Consider the following 17,309-nt stretch of genomic DNA (forward strand, 5'->3'; position numbering starts at 1 on the left):
TATGAACGATCGCATGGTGTGGATCGACTGCGAGATGACCGGGCTCTCGCTGGCGAACGACGCGCTTATCGAGGTGGCCGCGCTGGTCACGGACTCCGAGCTGAACATCCTGGGCGAGGGAGTGGACATCGTTGTCCGGCCCCCCGCGGAAGCGCTGGTCACCATGGACGAGGTGGTGCGCACGATGCACACCACCTCCGGCCTGCTCGCCGAGCTCGAGGGCGGGACCACGCTCGAGGACGCCCAGGACCGGGTCCTGGCCTACATCCGCGAGCACGTCCCCGACGCCGGCAAGGCCCCGCTGTGCGGAAACTCGGTCTCCACCGACCGCGGCTTCCTCCTGCGGGACATGCCGACGCTCGAGAGCTACCTCCACTACCGGATCGTCGACGTCTCCTCGATCAAGGAGCTGGCCCGCCGCTGGTATCCGCGGGCCTACTTCAACAGTCCCAAGAAGAACGGCAACCACCGCGCGCTCGCGGACATCCACGAGTCCATCGCCGAGCTGCGCTACTACCGGGAGGCGGTCTTCGTCCCCCAGCCCGGCCCGGACTCGGACACGGCGAAGGCCATCGCGGCCAAGCACGTCCTGCCCGCCCGGCACGCCTGACCCGGTGCTCGCTCCCGACTCCCCGAAAGCCGGGAGCGAGCACCCCTCCGGACCCTGTACACTTTTTCTCGGCCGGTGCGGAAAGCGCCGGTCATGGTGGGTATAGCTCAGCTGGTAGAGCACCTGGTTGTGGTCCAGGATGTCGCGGGTTCGAGTCCCGTTACTCACCCTTGGCGATCAGCCGGTGACCTGCGGAAACGCGGCACCGGCTGATCTTCTTTTGTTTTGGGCCAAACGCGGGCCTAACCGGACCTCCGAATCGCTCCTCCTCTCCCTTCATGGCGACCATCAGGAAGCGTGAGCGCAGGGACGGCTCAGCGATCTATCAAGTCCGGTGGCTCCAAGGCGGCCGAGGCGGATCGTGGCCTCTCCCTCCTCCGGCATACCGACCATGTCGGTATGCCGTGCCAGCCACCATCGCCAACATCACCCCCGACGACATCACCGACTGGGTGCGCGCGGAAGAAGACGGCAAGCGCAATCCCGAGGAACCGAAAAAGTGGCTGCGACGCCCGGCGGCGCCCCGGCCATGAGTCCAGCGTGCGGCGGCCGCCAGGTGCGCGCATCCCCAGAGCCTTCCGATTCAGGCGGAGCGGACCGGACCGAAGTACGCCGGCGACAGGAACAGCGCCTCGAACGCCTTCGCCCCGTGCCGGTCCCGCAGCCACGCGCACAGCGGCGTCAGGACCCCGCTGATCATCGATGTCAGAACCGTGGCGTGCAGGTCGTCGGCCTCCGAGCGGCCGACCTCGTCGAGGAACATGCCGTAGCGCTGATTCACCGACGCCTGATACCTCCCCATAGCCCCGAGGAGATCGGCGGCGGCCGGGGTCGGGGCCACCGCGTCGCACACCTCCTGGCGGGCGAGCTCGTCCGTATCCGCGATGTCCAGCAGCCCCGTCACATCCCGATAGCCGTAGCGATCGATGCCGACCAGCTCCGCCACGCCGAACTGCTGAGCCGCTGCACGGGCGATGCTGCGCGCCTCGCGGTCACACGCACCCTCCATCACCACGCCCAGGTTCCGCGTGGTCGGCGATCCGGCCAGGTCCGGGGCCGAGTACGTGCGGCCGTCGTGCCTGCGGAAGTTCACGCCGTACTGAGTGCGCACGACCTCGTTGCCGCGCAGCCGGTAGCTGCGGTACGAGCCGTAGTGCAGGCAGCCGTGCGCGTACGCCCGCAGTAAGTCCAGCGCGGCCATATCGGGCCGCTCCGGCAGGCCAGCCGCCATGGGCCCGTAGGTGGTGATCAGGGCCCGCATCTGCAAGTGCCGGTAGCCCTGGTTGGAGTAATGAAAGCCCCCGAATGCGCCGTCGCGGCTGGACTGGACGCCGACCAGCACGCGCTCCAGCGGGAGCAGCCGGGACAGGCTTAGGGCTGCGTAGCGGGGCCGCAGGACCGCCAACCCGTACCGGAACAGGCCCGTGTTCAGCCCGGCCGCCTCCCACCGGCGCAGGGCCTGCGGGAGCGGCCGGAAGGTGACCGTCGGGTGTTGCTCGGTCAGGGTGTCCGTCGTCGCGCGCAGCTCGGCCAGCCGTGCCAGGAGCTGGCCGATGTCGGCGGTGCCGGCCAGATGCTCGTTCGGCGCGAGCAACCGCGGGCTGACGCCGACCGGCCGGATCAGTCGTTCGGGTCCTTGCCCAGGATCAGGAGCCGGTGCGACTCCTGCATCCCCTCGGGCAGTTCGTCCGGCGAGAACCATTTCGCCTCCAGGATCTCGAAGCTGTCGATCTTCAGTTCGCCACCGACGAGTACGGCCTCGTAGGCGGCTTCGATGCGCAGCCGGTAACCGCTCTTGAGGTGCACCAGGCGGCCCGGCTTGACCTCCAGGCCGGTCTCCTCGCGCACCTCCCGGACGACCGTCCGCGCGAACTCCTCGCCCTTGACGGCGTAGCCGGTGGGCAGGCCCCACTGGCGGCCCGGCGGCCACATGCGGTGGCGCAGCAGCAGCACCCGGCCCGCGTCGTCACGGACAACGCCGGTTACGCCGACCATGAACTTCGCGTGCGCCAGCCACAGGACTCGCCACTGCATCGGGCCCCGGATGATCCGCCACAGGCGGGCAATGATCCGCTTCATCTCGACCTCCTCCGTGTTCGGCCGCATTCAGCGCGGCCGCGGACCCGTCACGATGGCGCATGGAGCGTGTCGGAACAAACACGCCGCGTATCGGGATGATCTGGTGTATGCCGTCCGACCTCGGCGGGCGGTGGCTGTTGTGGAACCAGAGCACCGCACTGCGACCCCGGCGGCCACGGGCCTTTCACCGGATGTAAAGCCGTTTGCATGTCATGCAAAACCGCCCGATCACGCCCGAGATGTCCCTAAGCTGAGGGCTCGGCAGCCTCACCCCGGGACGGCGCGATGGAACCGAGCAGCGTACGGCCAGCCCCCGAGAACACCCCCGGCGACCTCGTGCGCCGCACCCGCCGGGCAAAAGGGATGACGCTGTGCCAGCTCGGGCAGCTCACCGGCTACTCCACCGCGCAGGTCTCCCGCTACGAACGCGGCATCTCACCCCTGACCGACGTGATGGTGCTGCGCCGGTTCGCGACCGCCCTGGGCATTCCGCCCCAGACCCTGGGACTCGCCCCCGAACCAGTCGCCCAGCACGGTCAACCAGCTGCGCCGATCACCGCCTATCCACGTCTCCCGGGACCTAGGGTGACGGGGACAGCCCAGGACGATGGCGGGGAGGACGCGGTGCGACGACGGCAGATACTCGCCCTGACCCTCACGGCAGCCGCGGCGGTTGGTGCCCCGGCCGGGGCCGAGCCGGTGCGCGGAGCCGCCATCGGCGACGCACTCATCGACCGCCTGCGGGACGCCATGCTCGGCCTCCACCCGGCTGCCGACTTACCCCCTACCGACCTGCACGGGGAACTGGCTCGGGCCGCCGCCGACGCCCGCAACTGCCGGTATGACACCCTCGCCGTACGGCTGCCCCGCCTCCTGAGCACGGCCCACGCTGCGCCCGAGGGCTCGGCGGCTGACGGCGTGCTGGCGCAGAGCTATCTGCTGACCACCCGAGTCCTGGCGAAGCTGGAGGACCAGCAGCTCGGCTGGATGGCCGCGGACCGCGCCCGGCAGCTCGCCGAGGCTGTCGGCGACCCCCTGGCGATCGCCGAGGCAGTCCGGCAACTCGCCGTGCTGGCCCGCCGGGCAGGCTGGAACGACCAGGCGATGACGATCGCTCTCTCCGCCGCCGACGCGCCAGCCCTGCGTGACGCCGGACCCGACGGGACGGCTGCCCGCGGCCTGCTGATCCAGTCCGCTGCCTACACAGCTGCCCGCGACCACGACCAGGCCGGCATGCGGAAGCTCACCAAGGAGGCCGCCGCCATCGCCGGGGAACTCGGGGGTACGCGGCTGCGCGCCCACGGCGGGTTCAGCAGCGCCACGGTCCAGCTCCACCTGATCTCGGCCGAGTGTCGCGCCGGCGACCCATCCGCCGCCATCGCCGCCGCTGACAAGCTCGCGCCACAGGTGCTGCCCAGCATTGAGCGCCGCGCCCGTTACCACGTCGATGTCGCCACTGCCTACGCCCGGTGGGGACGCCGCCAGCAGTGCACCGACGCCCTACTGGCTGCCGAATTCCAGGCGCCGCAGGAGGTCTGCGGGCGCCCGGCGGTCCGCACGCTTATCTCCGGCCTGTTGGTCTCCGGCCGTACGTCGCCGGAACTCCGGGGGCTGGCCGCGCGGACCGGTGTCCTTGCCCGGTAGGTGTGTCGCACGGCCCCTACCCGGTGGGTAGTCGGCGTCCGATTCGGGTCACCAGCTCGGCTGCGACGTCGGCCAGCTCGCCGTCCTGCTCGGCGAGCCGCTGGAGCAGCTGCACGGCGGCCCGCGCCTCGCCGAGCGTGAGCAGCGGCTGCTGCTCGGCCTGGTCCTCGATCATCGTCCACAGCTGTGCCTCCTCCATGCGCTACCAACAGCCCACGGGCCGCCGGGAGCACGGGCGCGCGTAGGAGCCCCACCTCATTCGGGCCGGAGGGGGCGTTTTACCTTGCTGTCTGATAGTTCGAGGAGCTGCTACGGCTTCTCGCCCAGCGCTGCACGGAGCCAGTCGAGAGATCCCTGGTTCAGCAGTTCGTCAGCAAGGCGCTTGCCGGTTTCTGTCACCAACCGGCTACGGCTGTTGTCGACCCAGCGCTGGGCGTTTTCGTATCCCTGGGACAGGTATTCGAGTCCCTGTAGCAGACACTCGAGCTTATCTGCGTCGCGAGCGCATACCGCCTCGGGCGATTCCTTCGCTTCGTACTCGCCGACCCATGCCCGTACAGCGGAAGCGAGGCCCTCGGGCATGTCGACGGTCTGGTCAGCGGTCACCGCCTGCGGGTCGGGGCTGGGCGCGTACTTCTTGCCCAGGTAGTTCACGTCGCCAGTACGTGTCTCCTGCGAGTCATGCCAGACGGCCATGAGAGCGGCTCGGGCAGGATCGGCGCCTTCCAGCTGGGCGATGATCGAGGCAATCAGCGAAGTGCGCCAGGCATGCTCAGCGACTGTTTCAGGGTCTCGCACACCAGCCATCCACCAGCCTGTCCTGCGGTTCTGCTTCAGCGCGCCAGCTTCGAACAGGAAGCGTGCCACCGCATGCAGGTCGTCAGCCACCGTCAACTCCTCTCACGCCTCAGCGAGGCGGATTGCGTACCGGATGCTCTCGAGCTCGCGGCGTGCGGGCGCGGAAATCTTCCGGCTATCCAACATCACTGGCAGTCGTTCCCGGAGGGCGGTTGCGGCATCTCCTGAGCGGAGCGGCTCGGGCCTTGCGGCAAGCAGTGTCCATAGGGCGTGGACATTCAGATCGACGTATCCATGATGCGGTGCGAGCCCCGGCGCACACGACGGGAACGCAAGCCCAGCCCGAGATCCTCGGCGGCCTGCCGTTCCGTGTCCCCAATACCTCATAAAAACCGATACAGTGCTCATCCCCCCACACGCCACATCCGTGTATACCCAGGGGGGAACCATGCGCGCCCGCGCCGTCGCCGTCATCGCCACCGCCGTCCTCTGCCTGTCTCTCGCCGCATGCGGCAGCGAGGACGACAAGGGCAGCGGCATCAGCACCAACCCCAAGACCGAGTCCTCCTCACAAGCCGCCTCCGCCGACGAGACCGCGGGCACCGAGGACACCAAGGACGCCAAGGACGCCGCCGCAGACGCATCCGAGCAGCCCGCGGACGCCCGCGTCGGGGACACCATCACGCTCTCGGGCCAAGAGGACGGCGAACAGCTCGACGTCACCATGAAGAAGTGGCTGGACCCCGCCAAGAGCGCGGATGAGTTCACCACGCCCGGGGCCGGCAAGCGCTGGGTCGCGGTTCAGGTCCAGCTCACCAACACCGGCACCGCCACGTACAGCGACAGCCCGTCCAACGGTCTCCAGGCCGTGGACACCGACGGCCAGCGGTTCGACGCCACGTTCGCCGACATCACGGCCGGCCCGCAGATGACCTCCGACCTCAAGCTCCCGGCGGGTGACAAGGCACTCGGCTGGGTCGTCCTCGAGGTACCCGAGGCATCGAAGATCGCCACGCTGCAGTTCACGATGAACAGTGGCTTCGCCGACGAGACCGGCCAGTGGAAGATCGGCTAGTCGCCGCTGCCGGGGCTACTCCACCGGCTCCACCAGGAGAGTGGTGTGCTGGTTGTCATAGCCCTCCACCATCACGAGGGCACAGGCCGTGACCACCGCCTGATAGACCCGGCTCACCTGGAGGTCGCCGCGGGGGACCAGCGGATACGGGCGGAGCAGGAGGCCACCGTTGCCCCCGCGGCTGGCGTGCACGTGGTTCATGTACCGGATGCCGGTGTCCAGGTCGAGAACGACTGGGTACTGGCACGGGTCGGCCCACGTCGGGGGCTTGTACCGCTTCTTCTCCGGCCGTGTGTCGGCGAACTCGGTGACCTCGATCTTGTGTCCCGCGGGTATCGCGGCGGGATAGTTCAGGGCGAGTGTTAAGGCCATGTGGTGAGCGTAAACCGCCCGCCCGGTCAAGCAGCGGATTGCGGGATGCACACCCCGCCGTCGACCGTGCCGTGCGCCGCCTCGATGACGGCCTCGAGGCGGTCGCGGGTCATGGCCAGGTCGGCCATCTGGGCGTTGATGCGGTCGCGTTCGGCGGCCAGGCGGGCGAGGATGTCGGGGGTGGCGATACCGGTGTGGGTACAGGGGAGGAGTTCGCGGAGGACCTTGCTCGACAGGCCCGCGGCGTAGAGGTGCTGGATGAACAGCACGCGCTCGACCGCGGTGTCGGGGTAGTGACGCTGGCCGCTGGGGCTGCGCTCCGAGGCGAGCAGCTCCTGCTCCTCGTAGTAGCGCAGCGCTCGCACGCTGACACCCGTGCGAGCGGCGAGTTCTCCGATGCGCACCGTGACTCCTGCCTCTGACGTCAGGGAGGTTTCAGGATAGTCGCGGTGCGGGCTCGTCGGCGCGCTCGGTGCGCTGGACCTCGTCCTTGAGGAGCAGGGAGAGGAGCGAGGCCACGGGGAGCCCGGCTTCGGCCGGGTGGCGCAGGACCTTCCCCGGCTCGATGCGGTACGTGTTGGTGCGCCCCTCACGGGTGTGGGACAGATATCCGTCCTGCTCCAGGTCAACGATGATCTTCTGGACGGCACGCTCCGTCAGCCGACAGTGCGCGGCGATGTCGCGGATACGCACGTTCGGGTCATCGGCGATCGCGGCCAGGACGCGGGCGTGGTTGGTCAGGAATGTCCATCCGGTGTGCGACTCAGCAGCTCCTCCCATGGCTGCATGATATTGCCGAGACGACGAACGTACCTAGAAACATGAATCACGTTTCGTGTAAAGCAGGTCGTGTGACACCGGCGCGGCGACCCCGAGGAAAGACAGACAGGTGCACGCACGAGAGGCCATCATGCCCGAGTCCGGACACCACCCGCCGCACAGGCCCATGAACGACGCGGCACCCGGCACATCGGCCGACTCGACGCCGCCGTACCCGTCCGCCCTCCTCACCGACAGCTACTCGGAGGGGCCCCGGAAGGTCGTCATGGTCCGGGGCGAAGTGGACTACGAGACCGCCCCCGCCCTGACCGCCGCCCTGCGCGAGGCCCTGCGCACGTCCGCCGACGGTGTCGACCTGGACCTCGACGCGGTGCGGTTCTGGGACTGCTCGGCCCTCAACGCGCTGCTGAGGCTGCGCCGAGAGGCGCTCGCGCACGGCAAGACGGTCACCGTCCGTTCCGCGAGTCGCTTCGTCAGGCGAGTCCTCACCCTGACCGGTACATCGCCGCTGTTCCGGCTCCCGGGCGGCGGCACCGACGCGGTGGTCTGAGCCGCCGGGTCCCGGGGCCGGCCGGTCACGCCTCCTTCTCGCTCCCGCTCCCGTTCTCGCTCTCGTTCTTGCTCTCGTTCTTGCTCTCGTTCTCGATGGCCGCGGCGATCCGGGCCAGCACCTGGGCGATGTTCTCCGCGGCGGCGGCCTTGTCGATGCCGAGGCCGCTCAGCAGGCCCGAGCCGCCCTCGTGTTCGAGGAGGGCGAGGAGGATGTGCTCGGTGCCGATGTAGTTGTGGCCCAGCCGCAGGGCCTCGCGGAAGGTGAGTTCCAGCACCTTGCGGGCGCCCGCGTCGTACGGAATGAGCTCCGGCACCTCCTCGGCGGCCGGGGGCAGCGCCTCGGTGGCCGCCTGGCGGACGGTGTCCAGCGTGACACCCTGGGCGAGGATCGCCTTCGCGGCGAGGCCGTCCGGCTCGTGGAGGAGGCCCAGGACCAGGTGCTCGGGGCGGACCTCGCCGTTGACGGCGGCGCGGGCCTCGTTCGTCGCCGCCATCACGACGTTCTTGGCCCGCGGGGTGTAGCGGCTGAAGCCCTGGCCGGGGTCGAGGTCCGACGACTCGCCGGGCGCCTTGGGGACGAAGCGCTTCTGGGCCGCCTGCCGCGTCACCCCCATGCTCTTGCCGATGTCGGTCCAGGAGGCGCCGGAGCGGCGGGCCTGGTCCACGAAGTGGCCGATGAGGTGGTCGGCCACCTCGCCGAGGTGCTCGGCGGCGATCACGGCGTCGGAGAGCTGCTCGAGGGCGTCGGTGTGGACCTTCTTGATGGCCTCGATCAGATCGTCGAGGCGCACGGAATGGGTGAGTCCGACTGGATTCGTCATGTGTCAACCATAGGTTGACACCCGCGGAGCGTCAACCCCGGGTTGACACCAGACCGTTCCATGCGGCTGTGACAGGGTGCGGGGTATGAACTCTGATGCGCCGACGGTCCGTTGCGACCGTTACCTGGAGGACTACCGGCCCGGGGAAAGCCACGACTGCGGCTCGGTCACGGTCACGGAGGAGGAGATCGTCGAGTTCGCGACGCGGTTCGATCCGCAGTTCTTCCACGTCGACCCCGAGGCGGCGGCCGACGGCCCGTTCGGCGGCCTCATCGCGAGCGGTTGGCACACCACGGCGCTGATGATGCGGCTGTACGCCGACCACTACCTCTCCCCCGTCGCGAGCCTGGGCGGTCCGGGCGTGGACGAGCTGCGCTGGACCGCCCCGGTCCGGCCGGGGGACACGCTCCGGCTGCGCGTGACCGTCCTGGAGGCCCGGCCGTCGCGGTCCAAGCCCGACCGCGGGATTCTGCGCAGCCGGGTCGAGATGACCAATCAGCGCCAGGAGACGGTGCTCCGGCTCACCGTGCTCAACATGCTGCGCGTCCGGCCGGCGGACAGCGGCTGAGCCCGCGGCCGTGGCTTCACCGCGCCGAACGGCGCCGCGGCCAGAACGTGGTCCAGGTGAACTTGTCGCCGCCCACCCACCGGACCACGTCCGGGTCGTCCAGGTCCACGTCGTCCAGGCCGACCTCGCGGGCGATCTCGATGACGTCCAGCACCGAGTGCGCCTTGCCCGCCAGCTCACCGGCGATCTCGACCAGCCGGAACGGGGGGTCGTTCGGCTGGACGCCGAGCACCACGATCGGAGGCCGGTGGATGCGCGGGGCCTGGGATTCGGTCATATGTCCCAGGTTGCGCCCCACGTCCCCGCGCCGCACCTCAGACCCGCCGGGCGGGCGGCTCGGGCGGGCACGCGTGGCTCGGAGGGGCACCGGACGGGCGGCCCGGACGCCCCGGACGCCCCGGACGGCCGGGGACACTCCGTCGGACCACCCGGCTCGCCCGCCTCCACGGTGCGGCCCACGATGGCACGGTGGACGGAGAAGATGGCCGCATAGCCGGCGGGCTGGGCCGCCGGGGCTTCCTCGGAGCCGCCGCCGCGGCGGGTGCCGGGGCCGCCGGGATGGCCGCGACGGGCTGCGACTCCTCGGCCGAACGGAACGGCGGCCACCGCGCCCGCCCGTCCCGTCGCGGCGACGCCGCGCGCCGCGCGGAGGAGGCGGAGCGGGCCCGGCCGGGCGATGCCGACTGGCGCATCCGCTCGACGGGGCCGCCCGATGCCATCGAGGGCTACGCCGACCGGGTGAGCGTCCTGCCCGGTGAGGAGTTCGGGCTGTACGTGTCGACCACGGCCCCCGCCTTCCGCGTATCGGCCTACCGGATCGGCTGGTACGACGGGGCGCAGGCACGGCTGGTGTGGCGGTCGGGCCGGGTGGCCGGCCGGAAGCAGGGCGTGCCGCTGTTCCTCGACGCCACCCGCACGGTGCGGGCCGACTGGGACCGCTCGCTCCGCGTCCGCACCCGGAACTGGCCGGAGGGCGCGTATCTGCTGCGGCTGGACGCCTCGAACCGCCATCAGCGCTATGTGCCGCTGATCGTGCGCTCACGGCAGGCGCGGGGCCGGACGGTGCTGATGCACGCACCGGCCACCTGGCAGGCGTACAACACCTGGGGCGGCTTCAGCCTCTACCAGGGCCAGGACGGTGCCTACGGGACGCGTTCGCTGGCCGTCAGCTTCGACCGGCCGTACGCGGGCAGCGGGGCGGAGAAGTTCCTGGTCTACGAGCGGGCCCTGGTCGTCCTCGCCGAACGGCTGGGCCTGCCGCTCGCGTACACCACGGGGATGGACGTCCATCTGGACCCGGCCGTGCTGCGGGGCGCCTCGGCCGTCATATCGCTCGGCCACGACGAGTACTGGACCCCTCAGCAGCGGCAGTACGTGACCCGGGCCCGGGACGACGGGACCAACCTGGCCTTCCTCGGCGCCAACACCTGCTTCCGCCGCATCCGGCTGGCCCCCGGCCCCGGGGGTGCGCCCGCGCGCACCGTGATCTGCTACAAGACCGCCTACCGTGACGATCCGTATCTGGTGTCCCACCGCGACCTGGTGACCACCGACTTCCGCCAGGCCCCCGCGCCCGATCCCGAGTCCTCGCTGACCGGCGTCCTCTACGAGGGCTATCCGACGGACGCCCCGTACGTGGTCCTGGACAGCGGCCACTGGCTGTTCGCCGGGACCGGGGTGGACGAGGGCGACTCCTTCGACCACCTGGTGGGCGTGGAGTACGACCGGGTCACCCCGGGCGACCCCACCCCGGCGCCGCTGCGGATCATCGCCCACTCCCCCGTGGTCTGCCGGGGGCGGCACAGCCACTCCGACTCCGCGTACTACACCGTGCCGAGCGGGGCGGGGGTCTTCGCCTCGGGCACGATGCGCTGGGTGGAGGCCCTGATGGCCGGGACCCGGGAGAACGGGCGCAACCACGGGATGGACGCGCGCACCGGGGCCTTCGTCACCCGCACCACGGAGAACCTGCTGCGCGCCTTCGCGGCGGGGCCCTGCGGCCGGACCAGGCCCAAGCCGAAGGACAACGTGCGCGCGGTGTACGAGGCCGGGACACGGCTGTCCTGGCCCGAGGCCGACACGGGGACGACGGAACGGACCTAGCGCAGAGCGAGAGCGGCGGGGCTCCCGGTCCGGGAGCCCCGCCGTGGTGCGGTGGTGGCCGGCTGACGACCTGCCCAGCTGATCCGACTATTCGAAGAGGTCCGCGTACGACCCCATCGCCAGCGCGATGTCCGCCTGGGCCCAGAACCGGTGGTACGTGAAGCTCGGGACCGCGCCGCCCTTCAGATACGCCTCGACCTTCGACCAGGCCGGGTCGTCCTCGTAGAAGGAGCGGATCGACGCGAAGGTCGAGCCGGCGTTGATCGTGTCACCGTTCGGCATGGTCCCGGTCCAGCCGCTGGGCACGTAGACCGGGTCGTCGAAGCGGTTGTAGTCGGCGCGGGTCTCCGGGACCGCGATGCCCAGGGCGTCCTGGTAGTTGTTCCACATGCCGTCCAGGAGCGCCTTCGCGGTGTCCCTGGCCTTGGTGTCGCCGGACTTGGCGGCGTAGTAGGACAGGGTCTTGGCGTACGCGGCCGCCACGCCGACGTCGTTGGTGTAGTCGGCGACGGTGACGTGCAGGCTCGCGTTGGCGCCGGGGCTGGCGGCGTTCCAGGTGTCGGGCTGGCCGGACCACTGGAGGGTGGACGGGAAGCGGTAGCTGCCGTCGGCGTTGACGGTGGTCTCGGACAGCGCCCACTTGACCCACTTGTCCAGGACCGTCTTGGCGGAGGCGTCACCGGTGCGGTTGTAGTACTCCGCGACGCGCTCCATGGACCACGCCTGGAAGCCGAACCACTGGTTGGACGGCGGGTCGTGGTAGACCGGCTTCTCGTCGTAGTACATCCCGTAGAAGGTGGACGTGCCCGACGGCGGCGTGGCGTAGCGGCCCTGCCAGCTGTTGGTGGCGCCGCCCGCGATGGCGCCCTCGCTGGACTGGAGCCAGCGGTAGAACTCCAGCTGGCGCTTGAGGCTGGTGGACCAGTCGCTCGCGCCCGTCGCGGACTTGGGCTTGAGGTCGGCGTACGAGCTGAGGGCCCAGGCCGCCATCGGGTTCTGGTAGCCGCCGTGGGCGTGGCTGGAGCCGATGCGCCAGGACCAGCCCGCGGAGGTGTCGGTGGCGCCGCCCCAGGCGTAGTACCAGGACAGCAGGTAGTGGGAGCTGTTCTTGCCGCTGCCGGCCGCGCAGGTGGTCTCCCCGACGCAGTTGCCGACCTTCTTGAAGTACTTGTCGTACATCGCGTAGCGCAGGTAGTCGCCCATCTTGGCGGCCTTGGCGATGTTGCCGGAGATCTGGCCGCCCTTGCCCTGCGCCTTGGCCCACTCCGAGGCCCAGTAGGCGGCCTGGACGACGCGGGCATCGGCGTCGGGGGCGTTGGTGAACTTCCACTGCTTGGAGTACGCGGCGTCGCCGGTGAACAGGTCCAGATAGCCGTTCTTGCCGCCGTACTTGAAGCTGTCGCAGGTGGGCTGGGTCACGGTCTCCCAGACCGACTCCTGCGGGCCGCGCTGGAAGGTGTTGACATAGCTCGGACCGGTGTCGCTCGGCCCCGCCTCGCACTTGCCGGGGGCGTTGCCGTAGCCGTAGACGTTGTCGACGTCCTGGATCCAGTGCATGCCGTAGATGTCATCGGTGCCGTACGCGCTCTTCAGCTCGGCGGCGATGGGGTCGTTCCCGACCGCCACATTGCCGTTGAGCTGCGAGGGGTACTGGGAGGGCTGATCCCACTCGGGCGCGTAGGTGGCCGGTTTGGACGCGTTGTAGAAGCTGTTGGTGGACTGGTCGGCGTGGGTGGGGATCATGTACTTCTCCATGATGTCCCACGCGTTGTTGAACTTGGACCAGTCGCCGCTGACCTTGCCGTACATCGCCTGGAGCCAGATCAGGTAGCTGTACGCCTCGGAGGTCGTCTCATGGCCGTGGTCGGGGGCCTCGACGATCAGGGTCTCCACCGAGTGGTACGGAACGCCCTCGGGCGAGAAGTAGCCCGCCGAGGGTGCGGTGATCTTGTTGTAGAGGTCCAGGAAGCGGGCGTCGTACACCTTGGCGGCGGCCAGCTGGGTGACGGTGACCTCGGCCTTGGTGTGGCCGGCGGCGGTCGCGGTGAAGGTGGCGGCGCCGGTGCCGCTGTCCGCGGCGGCGATGGTCACCTGCTGGGCGGTGTCCCAGTTGGCGGGGGTGAAGGTGAGGGTGGCGCCCGAGGAGATCGTCAGCCCGGTGTTGCCGGAGGTACGGGCGACGGAGACGGTGACGTTCCCGGACGGCTGGGTGGACAGCTTGACCCCGAACGTCCCGGTCTTGCCCTGCTGCACCCCGAGCTGACCGGGGCTGGCCACCAGCGCGGGCCCGGCCGCCACATGGATGCCGACGGGGGTGGACTCGGCGGAGGCGCCCTGGCTGTCGTACGCCTTGGCATAGAGCGAGTAGTCGCCGGCCGGGACGTCGGTGTAGTCGAAGGCGTACGGGGAGGTGGTGTCGGTGCCGAGGAGCTTGGTGTCGCTGTAGAACTCGACCTTGGTGATCGTGGCACCGTCGGCCGCCGCGGCCGTGGCCGTCATCGGGACGGTGCCGCCGGAGGTGAAGACGGCGCCGGGGGACGGGCTGCTCAGCACCGCGATGGGCGGCTGGTGGGCGCCCCGGCAGGCCACGCCGTTGACGGCGAAGGAGGTGGGGGCGGTGTTGGTGCCGCTGTAGCTGAACTGGGCGCCGGTGGTGACATTGCCCCCGGCCGCGATCTTGGTGTTGTGCGCGGCGTTGGTGACGGTGACGGTCTTGCCGGACTGTGACCAGTTGCCGTTCCAGCCGTTGCTCAGCTTCTGGTTGCCGGCGTAGGCGTAGGTCAGGGTCCAGCCGTCGATGGCGTCGGCGCCGGGGTTGCTGATGGTCAGCTCGGCGGTGAAGCCGGAGCCCCAGTCATTGGTCTTGTAGTCGACCCCGCACTGGACCGCGGCGGCGTGCGCCGGGGCGCCTCCGGCGGCGGTCATGGCCACGGGGAGCGAGAGGGCGGCGACCAGGGCGGTCATCAGCCGTCTCATCCGTAATCGCGTCCCTGACAAGGGCGAGCCACGCTGTGCGCGCATCGGGGGACCTCCTCGCGGTTCGTGCGGGTGGTGGGGAAGGAACCGGGTGTGCGAACCAGTGGGAGCGCTCCCAAGGTTCGTGCGCGCCTGAAAGGGTGTCAAGTCTTTGAACAACACCGGGTCGTCGAACGTCTTCGACCGATAATTCGTGAACGGGATCTGTTGACATGCGCCCGCCGAGCGCTACCTTCACTTCAACCAGTGGGAGCGGTTCCAGCAGTCTGCGCCGCATCGAGCGGCGCGTGGACCTCAAGGAGTCGCTCCATGCGAGCACCACCGCGCCTTTACGCCTTGGCGGCCGCCGCGGCCCTGGCCTTGGCGGGCACCGCCCTGGTGCCGGCCGCCGCCGCCACGGCGGCGAGCGCCCCGGCGACGACGACCGCGCCGGCGGCGGCCGGTCCGGCCGGCGCACCGTCGAAGCGACTCGCCCCCGAGGCCGCACCGCCGAAGCTGCGCGCCTCGGGCAACAAGCTCGTCGACGAGACGGGAGCCACCCGGCGGCTGCTGGGTGTCAACCGCTCCGGCGGTGAGTTCATGTGCGTCCAGGGGCGCGGCATCTTCGACGGCCCGGTGGACGACGCGTCCGTCAAGGCCATCGCGGACTGGAAGGTCAACACGGTCCGGATCCCGCTCAACGAGGAGTGCTGGCTGGGCCTTTCCCACATCAACCCGGCCTATGGAGGGGCCAACTACATCGCGGCGGTCAAGGCGCTCGTCGCCCGGCTGGAGGCCCATGGCATCACGCCCGTCGTCGAGCTCCACTGGACCCACGGCAGGTACACCGGAGGGGACAGCCACTGCCCCGACACCGAGTACGCCACCTGCCAGAAGCCGATGCCGGACGCCCAGTACACCCCGGCCTTCTGGACCTCGGTCGCCCGGACCTTCGGGAACGACCAGGCCGTGGTCTTCGACCTGTTCAACGAGCCGTTCCCGGACCGCGCCACCTCCGACCTCACGGCGGCGTGGAAGTGCTGGCGCGACGGCGGGAGCTGCCCCGGAATCGACTTCCCGGTCGCCGGGATGCAGACCCTGCTGAACGCGGTACGGGCCACCGGTGCCAAGAACCTGGTCCTGATCCCGGGGGTGGCCTACTCCAACGATCTGCGCCAGTGGCTGACGTACAAGCCGAACGACCCGGCGGGCAACCTGGCCGCCGCCTGGCACGGCTACAACTTCAACACCTGCGCCAGTGAGAGCTGTTTCGACCAGCAGCTGGCCCCGGTCATCGCCCAGGTCCCGTTCGTGGCGGGCGAGATCGGCGAGAACACCTGCTCCCACGGCTATATCGACCGGGTCATGGCCTGGCTGGACGCCAAGGGCGCCTCGTATCTGGGGTGGACCTGGAACACCTGGGACTGTTCCTCGGGCCCGTCTCTGATCAGCGATTACAACGGCACGCCGACCAACTTCGGCGTGGGACTCCGTGATCACCTGAAGGGAATGCAATGAGCCGCAGAATCCGAATGGCGGGCACCCTGCTCGCCGCCTCCGCGCTGACCATGGGGGCGCTGACCGGCGTGGCGTCCGCCCAGGGGGACAGCGGCAGGGCGGCCGCCGCGAAGGTCGACAACCCGTACTCGGGCGCCAAGGTGTACGTGAACCCCGACTGGTCGGCGAAGGCCGCCGCCGAGCCCGGCGGCAGTAAGATCTCCAACCAGCCGACCGGCATCTGGCTGGACCGGATCGCCGCGATCAACGGTGTCAACGGCGCGATGGGGCTGCGCGCCCACCTCGACGAGGCGCTGAAGCAGTCGGGTGGCAGTCCGACCGTGGTCCAGCTGGTGGTCTACGACCTGCCCGGCCGTGACTGCTCCGCGCTGGCGTCCAACGGCGAGCTCGGCCCGACCGAGATCGACAAGTACAAGACGCAGTTCATCGACCCGATCGCGGCGATCCTCTCCGAGTCCAAGTACGCCAACTCAAGTCTGCGGATCGTCAACACGATCGAGGTCGACTCGCTGCCCAACCTGGTCACCAACACCGGCGGCAAGGCCACCGCGACCCCCGAGTGCGACACGATGAAGGCGAACGGCAACTATGTGAAGGGCGTCGGCTACGCCCTGAACAAGCTGGGTGCCATCGGCAACGTCTACAACTACATCGACGCCGGGCACCACGGCTGGATCGGCTGGGACGACAACTTCAACCCCACCGCACAGGTGATCAAGCAGGCGGCGACGGCCGAGGGCAGCACGGTCGACAAGGTGGCCGGCATCATCACCAACACGGCCAACTTCAGCGCGCTGAAGGAGAACAACTTCACCATCAACGACTCGGTCAACGGCACCACCGTGCGCCAGTCGAAGTGGGTGGACTGGAACCGGTACGTCGACGAGCTGTCCTACGCCCAGGCGTTCCGCCAGGAGCTGGTCAACGTCGGCTTCCCGAGCAACATCGGCGCGCTGATCGACACCTCCCGCAACGGCTGGGGCGGCTCGGCCCGGCCCACCGGCCCCGGCGCGAAGACCAGCGTGGACACCTACGTCGACGGCGGGCGCTACGACCGCCGGATCCACATCGGCAACTGGTGCAACCAGTCCGGCGCCGGGCTCGGTGAGCGGCCCAAGGCGGCACCCGCGTCCGGGATCGACGCGTACGTCTGGATGAAGCCCCCGGGCGAGTCGGACGGCGCGAGCTCCGAGATCCCGAACGACGAGGGCAAGGGCTTCGACCGGATGTGCGACCCGACGTACACCGGCAACGCGCGCAACGGCTACAACATGTCGGGGGCGCTGGCGAACGCTCCGCTGTCGGGCCACTGGTTCTCGGCCCAGTTCCAGGAGCTGCTGAAGAACGCCTACCCGGCGCTGTAATCGTACGACCCGTCCCCTGAGGCAGGGCCGGTGGACGCACTGCGTCCACCGGCCCTGCTGCCTTTTGCAC

At 69.7% G+C, this 17,309-nt stretch carries 19 protein-coding genes and 1 tRNA gene; 10 read left to right on the forward strand and 10 right to left on the reverse strand.

All coding sequences use genetic code 11. The features are described from left to right. The first annotated feature begins 1 nt into the window (after position 1). The 3 genes from orn to PS467_RS15950 all read left to right on the forward strand — a co-directional run bounded on the left by orn (position 2) and on the right by PS467_RS15950 (position 1,143). Positions 2-610, forward strand: coding sequence for an oligoribonuclease (gene orn, locus PS467_RS15940; RefSeq protein ID WP_268972176.1), 609 nt, complete (start codon positions 2-4; stop codon positions 608-610). A gap of 96 nt (positions 611-706) precedes the next feature. Then, positions 707-779: transfer RNA gene (locus tag PS467_RS15945), tRNA-His, on the forward strand. Positions 780-1,014: 235 nt separating this feature from the next. Continuing rightward, positions 1,015-1,143, forward strand: a complete 129-nt coding sequence (locus tag PS467_RS15950) for a hypothetical protein (protein WP_311035845.1) — start codon at positions 1,015-1,017, stop codon at positions 1,141-1,143. 50 nt (positions 1,144-1,193) lie between these two features. On the opposite strand, the gene PS467_RS15955 is transcribed toward PS467_RS15950, so the two are convergent. Then, positions 1,194-2,204, reverse strand: coding sequence for a hypothetical protein (locus PS467_RS15955; RefSeq protein WP_311035846.1), 1,011 nt, complete (start codon positions 2,202-2,204; stop codon positions 1,194-1,196). 26 nt (positions 2,205-2,230) lie between these two features. Continuing rightward, a complete protein-coding gene (locus tag PS467_RS15960; protein WP_311035847.1) occupies positions 2,231-2,689 on the reverse strand; it encodes an NUDIX domain-containing protein in 459 nt (152 codons plus the stop codon). A 285-nt stretch (positions 2,690-2,974) separates the two neighbouring features. Here PS467_RS15960 and PS467_RS15965 point away from each other — a divergent pair, with 285 nt between their 5' ends. Beyond that, positions 2,975-4,333, forward strand: a complete 1,359-nt coding sequence (locus PS467_RS15965) for a helix-turn-helix domain-containing protein (RefSeq protein ID WP_311035848.1) — start codon at positions 2,975-2,977, stop codon at positions 4,331-4,333. Positions 4,334-4,349: 16 nt separating this feature from the next. On the opposite strand, the gene PS467_RS15970 is transcribed toward PS467_RS15965, so the two are convergent. After that, positions 4,350-4,532 carry a hypothetical protein gene (locus tag PS467_RS15970; protein ID WP_311035849.1) on the reverse strand — a complete coding sequence of 61 codons (183 nt, stop codon included), beginning with the start codon at positions 4,530-4,532 and terminating at the stop codon, positions 4,350-4,352. Between the two features lie 110 nt (positions 4,533-4,642). Then, positions 4,643-5,221, reverse strand: coding sequence for an HD domain-containing protein (locus tag PS467_RS15975; RefSeq protein WP_311035850.1), 579 nt, complete (start codon positions 5,219-5,221; stop codon positions 4,643-4,645). 358 nt (positions 5,222-5,579) lie between these two features. On the opposite strand from PS467_RS15975, the gene PS467_RS15980 reads away from it, so the two are divergent. Beyond that, complete coding sequence (locus PS467_RS15980) at positions 5,580-6,206, forward strand: DUF4352 domain-containing protein (protein ID WP_311035851.1); 627 nt, start codon at positions 5,580-5,582, stop codon at positions 6,204-6,206. A gap of 15 nt (positions 6,207-6,221) precedes the next feature. Here PS467_RS15980 and PS467_RS15985 read toward each other — a convergent pair whose 3' ends face one another. Genes PS467_RS15985 through PS467_RS15995 form a run of 3 tightly spaced genes read right to left on the reverse strand, consistent with a single transcriptional unit; the run spans position 6,222 to position 7,358 of the window. After that, positions 6,222-6,578, reverse strand: a complete 357-nt coding sequence (locus PS467_RS15985) for a hypothetical protein (protein ID WP_311035852.1) — start codon at positions 6,576-6,578, stop codon at positions 6,222-6,224. A 26-nt stretch (positions 6,579-6,604) separates the two neighbouring features. Then, the gene (locus PS467_RS15990; protein WP_268972189.1) at positions 6,605-6,982 is read right to left on the reverse strand and encodes a MerR family transcriptional regulator; all 378 of its coding nucleotides are present in this window, start codon (positions 6,980-6,982) and stop codon (positions 6,605-6,607) included. Between the two features lie 31 nt (positions 6,983-7,013). Continuing rightward, positions 7,014-7,358: a helix-turn-helix transcriptional regulator gene (locus PS467_RS15995; RefSeq protein ID WP_311035853.1), complete on the reverse strand. Its 345-nt coding sequence runs from the start codon at positions 7,356-7,358 to the stop codon at positions 7,014-7,016. A 109-nt stretch (positions 7,359-7,467) separates the two neighbouring features. Here PS467_RS15995 and PS467_RS16000 point away from each other — a divergent pair, with 109 nt between their 5' ends. Continuing rightward, complete coding sequence (locus tag PS467_RS16000; RefSeq protein WP_311035854.1) at positions 7,468-7,908, forward strand: STAS domain-containing protein; 441 nt, start codon at positions 7,468-7,470, stop codon at positions 7,906-7,908. Between the two features lie 25 nt (positions 7,909-7,933). On the opposite strand, the gene PS467_RS42325 is transcribed toward PS467_RS16000, so the two are convergent. Then, positions 7,934-8,731, reverse strand: a complete 798-nt coding sequence (locus PS467_RS42325; RefSeq protein WP_311035855.1) for a Clp protease N-terminal domain-containing protein — start codon at positions 8,729-8,731, stop codon at positions 7,934-7,936. Between the two features lie 85 nt (positions 8,732-8,816). Between PS467_RS42325 and PS467_RS16010 the strand changes: the two genes are divergently transcribed. Further along, entirely contained in the window at positions 8,817-9,299 is a 483-nt protein-coding gene (locus PS467_RS16010; RefSeq protein WP_311035856.1) for a MaoC family dehydratase, read from the forward strand. Between the two features lie 16 nt (positions 9,300-9,315). On the opposite strand, the gene PS467_RS16015 is transcribed toward PS467_RS16010, so the two are convergent. Further along, complete coding sequence (locus tag PS467_RS16015) at positions 9,316-9,576, reverse strand: hypothetical protein (RefSeq protein WP_268972194.1); 261 nt, start codon at positions 9,574-9,576, stop codon at positions 9,316-9,318. A 281-nt stretch (positions 9,577-9,857) separates the two neighbouring features. Here PS467_RS16015 and PS467_RS16020 point away from each other — a divergent pair, with 281 nt between their 5' ends. Then, positions 9,858-11,402: a N,N-dimethylformamidase beta subunit family domain-containing protein gene (locus PS467_RS16020; RefSeq protein ID WP_311039874.1), complete on the forward strand. Its 1,545-nt coding sequence runs from the start codon at positions 9,858-9,860 to the stop codon at positions 11,400-11,402. 87 nt (positions 11,403-11,489) lie between these two features. Here PS467_RS16020 and PS467_RS16025 read toward each other — a convergent pair whose 3' ends face one another. Continuing rightward, on the reverse strand, positions 11,490-14,378 hold the full coding sequence (locus tag PS467_RS16025) for a glycoside hydrolase family 48 protein (protein ID WP_432280591.1): 2,889 nt from the start codon (positions 14,376-14,378) through the stop codon (positions 11,490-11,492). Positions 14,379-14,687: 309 nt separating this feature from the next. Between PS467_RS16025 and PS467_RS16030 the strand changes: the two genes are divergently transcribed. Together PS467_RS16030 and PS467_RS16035 are read left to right on the forward strand one after the other, a co-directional pair. Continuing rightward, positions 14,688-15,875 carry a glycoside hydrolase family 5 protein gene (locus tag PS467_RS16030; RefSeq protein ID WP_311035858.1) on the forward strand — a complete coding sequence of 396 codons (1,188 nt, stop codon included), beginning with the start codon at positions 14,688-14,690 and terminating at the stop codon, positions 15,873-15,875. Next, positions 15,872-17,239 carry a glycoside hydrolase family 6 protein gene (locus PS467_RS16035; protein ID WP_432280592.1) on the forward strand — a complete coding sequence of 456 codons (1,368 nt, stop codon included), beginning with the start codon at positions 15,872-15,874 and terminating at the stop codon, positions 17,237-17,239. The genes PS467_RS16030 and PS467_RS16035 overlap by 4 nt, the downstream gene beginning before the upstream one ends. Positions 17,240-17,309: the final 70 nt, after the last annotated feature.

This window comes from Streptomyces luomodiensis, from assembly GCF_031679605.1.
In the GTDB taxonomy this organism is placed as follows: Bacteria; Actinomycetota; Actinomycetes; order Streptomycetales; family Streptomycetaceae; genus Streptomyces; species Streptomyces luomodiensis.